At 47.3% G+C, this 9,449-nt stretch carries 7 protein-coding genes; all 7 read left to right on the top strand.

The window, feature by feature from the left end; genetic code table 11:
• Positions 1-22 precede the first annotated feature (22 nt).
• The 7 genes from ACZM6M_RS14195 to uvrA all read left to right on the top strand — a co-directional run bounded on the left by ACZM6M_RS14195 (position 23) and on the right by uvrA (position 8,862).
• Complete coding sequence (locus tag ACZM6M_RS14195; RefSeq protein WP_418497291.1) at positions 23-868, top strand: bifunctional 5,10-methylenetetrahydrofolate dehydrogenase/5,10-methenyltetrahydrofolate cyclohydrolase; 846 nt, start codon at positions 23-25, stop codon at positions 866-868.
• A 137-nt stretch (positions 869-1,005) separates the two neighbouring features.
• Entirely contained in the window at positions 1,006-1,848 is an 843-nt protein-coding gene (locus ACZM6M_RS14200; RefSeq protein ID WP_066544077.1) for a basic amino acid ABC transporter substrate-binding protein, read from the top strand.
• A gap of 181 nt (positions 1,849-2,029) precedes the next feature.
• Complete coding sequence (locus tag ACZM6M_RS14205) at positions 2,030-2,722, top strand: amino acid ABC transporter permease (RefSeq protein ID WP_066544068.1); 693 nt, start codon at positions 2,030-2,032, stop codon at positions 2,720-2,722.
• Positions 2,712-3,461 carry an amino acid ABC transporter ATP-binding protein gene (locus tag ACZM6M_RS14210; RefSeq protein WP_066544067.1) on the top strand — a complete coding sequence of 250 codons (750 nt, stop codon included), beginning with the start codon at positions 2,712-2,714 and terminating at the stop codon, positions 3,459-3,461. Before ACZM6M_RS14205 ends, ACZM6M_RS14210 begins: the two co-directional genes overlap by 11 nt.
• Before the next feature lie 183 nt (positions 3,462-3,644).
• A complete protein-coding gene (gene ftsH, locus ACZM6M_RS14215) occupies positions 3,645-5,534 on the top strand; it encodes an ATP-dependent zinc metalloprotease FtsH (RefSeq protein ID WP_489490512.1) in 1,890 nt (629 codons plus the stop codon).
• 124 nt (positions 5,535-5,658) lie between these two features.
• Positions 5,659-5,943 carry a DUF6809 family protein gene (locus tag ACZM6M_RS14220; protein WP_066544066.1) on the top strand — a complete coding sequence of 95 codons (285 nt, stop codon included), beginning with the start codon at positions 5,659-5,661 and terminating at the stop codon, positions 5,941-5,943.
• Positions 5,944-6,036: 93 nt separating this feature from the next.
• A complete protein-coding gene (uvrA, locus tag ACZM6M_RS14225) occupies positions 6,037-8,862 on the top strand; it encodes an excinuclease ABC subunit UvrA (protein ID WP_418497287.1) in 2,826 nt (941 codons plus the stop codon).
• Positions 8,863-9,449 lie beyond the last annotated feature (587 nt).

Raw genomic sequence — 9,449 nt, forward strand, 5'->3', positions numbered from 1 at the left:
TAAACATGAGGAGGAAATGAAAATGGAATTGTTAAAGGGCGCTCCTGTTTCTGCTGCCATCAGAGAGTGGGCTGCGGAGGAAATAAAACAGCTTCAGGGATCGGTTCCCAAGCTTGCCATTATCCGGGTAGGAGAAAAACCGGACGATATGTCCTATGAAAGAAGTGCTGTAAAAAAGATGGAAGCCTTTGGGCTGAGGGTGCAGACCTTTGTATTTCCGAAGGATATTTCAGACGAAGAGTTTAAAGAAGCCTTTCAGAAGATCAATAAGGATCCGGATGTTACGGGCATTTTGCTTCTGCGCCCGCTTCCGGAGCAGATAAAGGAGAAGGAGATTGAAGCCATGATCGATCCTGGAAAGGATCTGGATGGTATTTCACCGGTAAACATTGCAAAGGTGTTTTCAGGAGATCCTTCCGGCTTTGCACCCTGTACTGCAGAGGCGGTGATCGAGATACTGAAAGCAAATAACATTTCTATAGAAGGAAAGCGTGCGGCAGTGATCGGACGGAGCATGGTAATAGGAAAACCGCTGTCCATGCTGCTCCTTAAGGAAAACGCTACCGTGACGATCTGCCATACGCGCACCAAAGAGCTTCCTGAAATCTGCCGGCAGGCTGAGATCTTAGTAGCTGCGGCAGGAAAGGCGGGAATGGTGGAAGAAAGCTGGGTATCAGATGGCGCGGTGGTGATTGATGTGGGCATTAATGTGGACGAAAACGGAAAACTCTGCGGTGATGTGGATCAGGCATCCATGGAGAGCCGGAACCTTCTCCTTACACCAGTGCCGGGAGGCGTAGGAGCTGTAACCACTGCAGTACTGGCAAAGCATCTGATTCAGGCGGCCCGAAGCAATGTTTTACAGTAAAAACCGGACAAAATGAGGTGAATCAAAAATTACCTCTTGCGAAAATGAAAAAAGTGTCTATAATATAAAACGTTACTGAATTTATATTTATGCATACATATGCATGATTAAGCAAAGCAGAAAGAGGAGAGAGCATTATGAAAAAATATGTACTTGCATTTACAGCAGCTTTAATGGCAGCATCATTAACTGCCTGCGGCGGTTCTGCTGCAGAGACCACAGCAGCTAAGACAGAGGCAAAAGCAGAGGATACCAAGGCAGAGGACCCAAAGGCAGAAGAGACCACAGCGGCTAAGGAAGAGACCGAAGCAGCAGGCGGTGTTCTGGTAATGGCAACCAACGCAGAGTTCCCGCCTTATGAGTACCATGACGGCGGCGAGATCGTTGGCATTGACGTAGAGATTGCAAAAGCCATTGCAGATAAGATGGGCATGGAGTTAGAGATCGAGGATGTAGCATTTGATTCCGTTATTCCTGAAATTACTTCCGGAAAGGCCGATATGGGTCTGGCTGGCATGACCGTAACTGAGGACAGAAAAGTGTCTGTAGATTTTTCTGATACTTACGCAAAGGCATCCCAGATGATCATCGTAAAAGAAGACAGCGCGATTGCAGGCCCGGATGACTTAAAGGGTGTTGTAGTAGGCGTTCAGCTGGGAACCACCGGCGATATCTATGTTTCCGATCTGGAGGCAGAGGGAACGACCGTAGAGCGTTACAACAAGGGTTTTGAGGCTGTTCAGGCATTAAGCCAGGGCAAGATCGATGCAGTTGTGATCGATGGCGAGCCGGCAAAGACGTTCGTAGCTGAGACTGAGGGCATCAAGATGTTAGATGAGGCCTTTACAGAGGAGGAATATGCGATTGCTGTTAAGAAGGGAAATACAGAACTCCTTGACAAGATCAACGGCGCACTTTCTGAGTTAGAGTCCGAGGGGACTCTGGATGAGATCGTAGCAAAATACATCACAGCAGAATAAGAATCAGCCAATATCCGGTCCGCCAGGTGCGGGCCGGGTCTTTTCCGGAGCCTGTCTGAAATCTGCTGCGGGCGGCTGTCTGCCTGCGTCCCGTCACAGAGCAGCAAGCAGAGGTGAGACAGATTCCGGAACGAAGGAACTGTTCTGGCTTACACATTCATAAAAGAAAGGGAAAAGTGGAATGTGGGAAAATTTTACAAATGCATTTTATTTAAATTTTATATCTGAGGATCGGTGGCGTTATATTACAGATGGTCTGCAGACAACTCTGATCATCACCTGCTTTGCCTGCCTTATGGGTATTGTGCTGGGCTTTATTGTGGGAATGATCCGCTCCACTCATGATAAAACGGGAAAACTTAAATTCCTCAATGTGATCTGTCAGATTTATCTGACCGTAATCCGCGGAACGCCGGTTGTAGTACAGCTGCTGATCATCTATTTTGTTGTATTCGGCAGCGCACGCATCGACAAGGTGATCGTGGCGATTATGGCTTTTGGAATCAATTCCGGCGCTTATGTAGCTGAAATCTTCCGAAGCGGTATCATGTCGATCGATCCGGGACAGATGGAAGCAGGACGAAGCCTTGGCTTTAACTATTTTCAGACCATGCGCTACATCATTATGCCTCAGGCATTTAAGGTTGTGCTTCCTACCCTGTGTAATGAGTTTATTTCTCTTTTAAAGGAAACCTCTGTTTCGGGTTATATTGCCATTCAGGATCTTACCAAGGGCGGCGATATTATACGAAGCAGGACCTACAGCGCATTTATGCCCTTGATCGCAGTGGCGCTGGTATATCTTACGATTGTATTGATCTTTACAAAACTGATCCAGATTCTGGAAAGGAGGCTGCGTCAGAATGAGCGGTAATAAGAAAGAAGAAGCGCTGATCCATGTTCAGGGTCTTGGGAAAAGCTTTGGAGCCGTAGATGTATTAAAGGATATCAGTGTAGATATCAATAAAGGCGATGTGGTTTTCGTGATCGGACCTTCCGGATCCGGAAAGAGTACTTTCCTTCGGTGCTTAAACCGTCTGGAGGAGCCCACCAGAGGCCATATTTTCTTTGAGGGAACCGATATCACAGATCCAAAGACAAACATTGATAAGCATCGCCAGAAGATGGGAATGGTATTCCAGCAGTTTAATCTGTTCCCTCATATGGACATTATGAAAAATCTTACCATCGGCCCTGTAAAGCTTCAGGGAATCAGCCAGGAGGAGGCAGAAAAAGAGGCCATGCGGCTGTTAGAGCGCGTGGGGCTGGCAGACCGTGCCCATGCTTATCCCAGCCAGCTTTCCGGAGGACAGAAGCAGCGAATCGCTATTGTGAGAGCTCTCTGCATGAAGCCGGATGTGATGCTCTTTGATGAGCCTACCTCAGCCCTTGATCCGGAGATGGTAGGAGAAGTATTAAACGTTATGCGCGATCTGGCAGAAGAGAAGATGACGATGGTGGTCGTTACCCATGAGATGGGCTTTGCCAGAGAGGTAGCTACCCGCGTTCTGTTTATGGACGGCGGTTATATTATGGAGGAGGCAGCTCCTGAGGAATTTTTCACAAATCCTAAAAATGAGCGTTTAAAGAGTTTTTTAAGCAAGGTATTATAAAACAGGGAATCCTGCGGCTTCGGCGCTGTATGTGCCAGCTGCGGGATTTTTTGATTAAATTCCAATAAATTATGAGAATATTTGATAAAGTCTATTGATAAAAGGTAAAATTGGTATTATCTTAGCTATATACAGCGGCGGTGGTAAAATATGCGCAGCCGGTCTGGGAAAGGAAGAAACTGTATGGGTATAAAAAACAGCGATGACGGAAATAAAAAGCCGTTTCTCTATTATTACATCATCGTCCTTCTGGTCGTGATGGTTTTAAATGCACTTGTATTCCCGTCTATGATGGAACGCTCCATGGAGGTGCCGTTCAGTGAGTTTACGGCTCAGCTGGATGCGGGAAATATCAAAGAGGCATATGTAAGCAGTGACAATACAGAGATTGTTTATTCGTTAAAGCCGGAGGAGGGAGCCAGACCCCAGTGGTCTGCCATAACCTACAAGACAGGAAATATGGTTACGGAAGATGAACTGGAGGCCAAGCTTTCAGCGGCAGGGGTGGAGGTTTATACCAAACAGATCCCGCACAAGGAATCCCCCCTGGTTAATTTTCTGATGACATGGATTTTCCCAATCCTGATGTTTGTAGTCATCGGACAGATTATGGCGCGGATGATGGCAAAGCGCATGGGCGGCGGAAACGCCATGACCTTTGGCAAGTCCAATGCAAAGATTTACGGGGAAAATGAAACCGGCGTTACGTTTCGTGACGTGGCTGGAGAGGAAGAGGCCAAGGACGCTTTAAAGGAGATTGTAGATTTCCTTCACAATCCGGAAAAATATGCGGATATCGGAGCCAATCTGCCAAAGGGCGCTCTTTTGGTAGGCCCTCCCGGAACGGGAAAAACCCTTCTTGCAAAGGCTGTGGCAGGCGAAGCCCATGTTCCGTTTTTTTCCATTTCCGGTTCAGAATTTGTAGAGATGTTTGTGGGTATGGGCGCTGCCAAGGTGAGAGATCTCTTTAAGCAGGCCAATGAAAAGGCTCCCTGTATTGTGTTTATTGATGAGATCGATACCATCGGAAAGAAGCGCGACGGCGGCGGTATGAGCGGAAATGATGAGAGAGAGCAGACCTTAAATCAGCTTCTGACAGAGATGGACGGCTTTGACGGAAAGAAGGGCGTGGTAATCCTCGCGGCAACCAACCGTCCGGAATCCCTGGATCCGGCCCTGCTGCGTCCGGGACGGTTTGACCGCCGGGTACCGGTAGAGCTGCCTGATTTAAAGGGAAGAGAGGCAATTTTAAAGGTACACGGACAGAAGGTTAAGATGTCCGATGATGTAGATTATAATGCCATTGCCAGGGCTACGGCAGGAGCCAGCGGCGCAGAACTTGCAAATATTGTCAATGAGGCTGCGCTGCGGGCGGTGCGCTTTGGAAGAAAGGCGGTGTGCCAGGAGGATCTTCAGGAAAGTGTGGAAACCGTCATTGCAGGCTACCAGAAGAAAAACGCGGTGATTCCGCCGGATGAGCGCCGGATCGTGGCGTACCATGAGGTGGGACACGCTCTGGTAGCGGCCTGTCAGACCCACAGCGCTCCCGTTCAGAAGATTACCATAATTCCAAGAACTTCAGGAGCCCTTGGATATACCATGCAGGTTGATCAGGGCGAACGGTATCTGATGAGCCGGGATGAGGCGTTAAATAAGATTGCCACCTTTACAGGCGGACGGGCGGCAGAGGAAGTTATTTTCCATTCTATTACCACAGGAGCCTCCAATGATATCGAGCAGGCAACCAAGATCGCAAGAGCCATGGTAACGCGATATGGCATGACGGATGAATTTGACATGGTTGCCATGGAAACGGTGAATAATCAGTATCTGGGAGGAGATACCTCTCTGATGTGCTCTCCGGAAACAGCCAAACGGATTGATGAAAAGGTAGTTCAGATCGTCCGGGAGCAGCATGAAAAGGCAATTCACATTTTAAAGGAAAACGAGACAAAGCTCCATGAGATTGCGGCTTATCTTCTGGATAAGGAGACGATCACCGGGGAAGAGTTTATGGAGATTTTTGAAAAACAGAGCACAGATGGGGAAAATACCTTGAAAGAGGAAGAATAAAAGAAAGATTACAGCCCCGGACGGGTGCAATCGTAAGGTTTTGTTCGATTGCATTTGCTCCGGGGCTGTGTTATGATGAAACACCCGAACATATGTACTAAATTAAGAAAGGCAGGTAAGACAGATGAGCAGTATTTTGGAGCAGCTGTATGCGGGAGATTTAACTCCGGCAGAAAACGTGATTCAGGGAAATGAGGAGTATGACCGGCTGTGCAGACAGTCAGTTCAGGAAATCGAGGAATTTTCAAAAAAGCTGGACGATGAAAGCCGAAAGAGTTTTGATGCGCTGTTAGAGCATTATCTGGAGCTGACTTATATAGAAAAAAGCCAGACCTTCTGTGACGGATTTCGTCTGGGAGCCGGAATTATGTGCGAGGTTTTTAAAGGAAGGGAATGTCTGTGCAGATAGGAATTTCCTTTTTTGTAATATCGAACAAATGTTTGAAAAACAGGCTTTGATGTGATATACTGATTGCATCAAATGATTTTAGGAGTTTACGCCATGGCAAAGCAATACATTAAGATCCGGGGAGCCGGCGAACATAATCTGAAGCATGTTTCCGTGGATATTCCCAGAGATGAGCTGGTGGTTTTGACGGGCCTTTCGGGCTCTGGAAAATCTTCACTGGCGTTTGACACGATTTATGCAGAGGGACAGAGACGCTATATGGAATCCCTGTCCTCCTATGCCCGTCAGTTTTTAGGACAGATGGAAAAGCCGGATGTAGAAAGCATTGAAGGCCTGTCTCCGGCCATTTCCATTGATCAGAAATCCACGAACCGTAATCCGCGCTCCACGGTGGGTACGGTGACAGAGATTTATGATTATATGAGGCTTCTTTATGCCAGAGTGGGAATCCCCCATTGTCCGAAGTGCGGAAGGGAGATTCACAAGCAGACCATTGATCAGATGGTAGACCAGATTATGGCTATGCCGGAGCGTACAAGGCTGCAGCTGTTAGCGCCTGTGGTCCGGGGACGGAAGGGAGAGCATGTAAAGGTTCTGGAGCAGGCCAGAAAAAGCGGTTATATGCGTGTACGGATTGATGGAAATCTCTATGAGCTTTCTGAGGAGATTCATCTTGAAAAGAATATCAAACACAATATAGAGATCGTGGTAGACCGTCTGGTAGTGAAAGAAGGGATTGAAAATCGTCTGACAGACTCCATTGAGACGGTTATGGCCTTAAGCGGCGGCCTGATGACGGTAGATGTGATCGGAGGGGAGCCAGTTAATTTCAGCCAGAGCTTTTCCTGTCCGGACTGCAATATCAGTATCGATGAGGTAGAGCCGAGGAGTTTTTCCTTTAACAATCCCTTCGGAGCCTGTCCGGAGTGTTTTGGACTGGGCTATAAGATGGAGTTTGATGAAAACCTGATGATTCCAGATCCGTCTCTTTCGATTAACCAGGGCGCTATCGTAGTTTTAGGCTGGCAGTCCTGTACGGATAAGGGGAGCTTTACCCGGGCGATCCTGGACGCTTTGGCAAAAGAGTACCACTTTGATCTGGATACCCCCTTTGAGGCATATCCCAAGGAAATCCATGATATCCTGCTGTACGGCACCGGAGGGCATGAGGTAAAGGTGCGCTATAAAAGCCAGAGAGGCGAAGGCGTCTATGATGTGGCCTTTGAGGGGCTGATTGAAAATGTCAGCCGCCGTTACAAGGAAACCTTTTCTGAGGCCTCCAAGGCAGAATATGAGACGTATATGCGCATTACGCCCTGTCCGGTCTGCCGCGGACAGAGACTGAAAAAGGAATCTCTGGCGGTAACGGTGGGGGATAGGAACATCTATGAAGCCACTAATATGTCCATTGTGAAGTTTAAGGAGTTTATGGATGAGCTGAAGCTGACCCCTATGCAGCAGACCATCGGAGAGTCTATTTTAAAGGAGATTCGTGCCAGGATCAGCTTTCTCATTGATGTGGGACTGGATTATCTGTCTCTTTCGCGGGCTACGGGCACCTTATCTGGCGGAGAGGCCCAGCGCATCCGTCTGGCAACGCAGATCGGTTCCGGTCTGGTGGGCGTGGCATACATTCTGGATGAGCCAAGCATCGGCCTTCACCAGAGGGACAATGACAAGCTCTTAAAGACCCTTTTTCACCTGCGGGATCTTGGCAACAGTGTCCTGGTAGTGGAGCATGATGAGGATACCATGCGGGCGGCGGATTGTATTGTAGATATTGGCCCCAGGGCCGGTGAACATGGAGGGCAGATCGTAGCGGTAGGTACGGCAGAAGAAATTATGGCAAACCCGGATTCTATTACAGGGGCCTACTTAAGCGGCCGCATCCGCATTCCTGTGCCGGAAAAGCGTCGGCCCCCTGCTGGCTGGATTACAGTACGAAAGGCGGCGGAGAACAATCTGAAAAATATTGATGTATCCTTCCCGCTGGGAGTGATGACCTGCGTTACAGGTGTATCCGGATCAGGAAAGAGTTCTCTTGTAAATGAGATTCTGTATAAAGCCCTGGCGAAAAAGCTGAACCGGGCGAGAACCATACCGGGAAAGCATAAGTGTATAGAAGGCACGGAACAGCTGGACAAGGTTATTGCCATTGACCAGTCTCCAATTGGACGCACTCCCAGATCTAATCCGGCCACCTACACAGGAGTATTTGATTTGATCCGCGATCTGTTTGCCTCTACCAGTGACGCCAAAGCCAGGGGATACAGCAAGGGACGTTTTAGCTTTAACGTAAAGGGCGGACGCTGTGAGGCCTGCTCCGGCGACGGGATCATCAAGATTGAGATGCATTTTCTTCCGGATGTATATGTGCCATGTGAGGTCTGCGGCGGAAAGAGGTATAACAGGGAGACTCTGGAGGTGAAGTATAAGGGGAAGAACATTTATGATGTGTTAAATATGACGGTGGAGGATGCTCTGACGTTCTTTGAAAATGTACCTTCTATTACCAGAAAGATTCAGACCCTTTATGATGTAGGGCTTGGATATATCCGTTTGGGACAGCCCTCTACAGAACTTTCTGGCGGAGAAGCCCAGAGAATCAAGCTGGCGACGGAGCTTTCCAAGCGCGGAACGGGAAGGACCATCTATATTTTGGATGAGCCCACCACAGGGCTTCACTTTGCCGATGTTCATAAACTGATTGAGATTCTCCGGCGCTTATCTGATGGTGGAAATACAGTAGTAGTGATTGAACATAATCTGGATGTGATCAAGACAGCTGATTATATTATTGATATAGGACCCGAAGGCGGAGACAAGGGCGGTACGGTGATCGCAAAGGGAACGCCGGAAGAAGTATCAGAAAGCCCGGTATCATATACAGGAAGATATATAAAGAAATATCTTATGTAAATGTTTTCGGCATAGATGAGTTTCAGGCTTCTTCGGAAGCCTGAAATTGTCTAAATATTCGCTTTTAATCACACAAATCGGAAAAAATCCTGCTGAGAAAAAATAAAACAAAAAATCTTAAAAAAGTTGTTGACATATGAAGATATATTTGGTATTATATATCTCGCGCCTGAGAGAGTGCAAGATCGTTTGAAAAAAACGAAAAAATAAATAAAAAAAGTTGTTGACAAATGAAAAACAATCGGTTATAATAAATAACCGTTGCGGACGAAGAGTCACACAACAGCAAAGATCCTTGAAAATTGAAGATTAAACAGTATGTAAAACCCTGAAAATTCTAACAATTCAAAAGGTTTGGTTTAGACCTTAGGATTTGAGAAAATTCAGAACAAAAACCAAGTAAATGCGCGAATGAAGATTTGATGACGGCCGCTTGCGGACATCAGCAAATCGAACGCGACCGACAGAAATGAAGTTTCTGGAGGGACGGTTTAAGATAACATTAGCCAAGCTAAGTAATCTTGGACAAGAATCAACTTTAAACATGAGAGTTTGATCCTGGCTCAGGATGAACGCTGGCGGCGTGC

The organism is Enterocloster sp., assembly GCF_057861365.1.

Excerpts from the sequence above, each read along its gene's own strand:
- ACZM6M_RS14195 (WP_418497291.1), top strand. The coding sequence starts at position 23 with ATGGAATTGTTAAAGGGCGCTCCTGTTTCTGCTGCCATCAGAGAGTGG.
- ACZM6M_RS14200 (WP_066544077.1), top strand. The coding sequence starts at position 1,006 with ATGAAAAAATATGTACTTGCATTTACAGCAGCTTTAATGGCAGCATCA.
- ACZM6M_RS14205 (WP_066544068.1), top strand. The coding sequence starts at position 2,030 with ATGTGGGAAAATTTTACAAATGCATTTTATTTAAATTTTATATCTGAG.
- ACZM6M_RS14210 (WP_066544067.1), top strand. The coding sequence starts at position 2,712 with ATGAGCGGTAATAAGAAAGAAGAAGCGCTGATCCATGTTCAGGGTCTT.
- ftsH (WP_489490512.1), top strand. The coding sequence starts at position 3,645 with ATGGGTATAAAAAACAGCGATGACGGAAATAAAAAGCCGTTTCTCTAT.
- ACZM6M_RS14220 (WP_066544066.1), top strand. The coding sequence starts at position 5,659 with ATGAGCAGTATTTTGGAGCAGCTGTATGCGGGAGATTTAACTCCGGCA.
- uvrA (WP_418497287.1), top strand. The coding sequence starts at position 6,037 with ATGGCAAAGCAATACATTAAGATCCGGGGAGCCGGCGAACATAATCTG.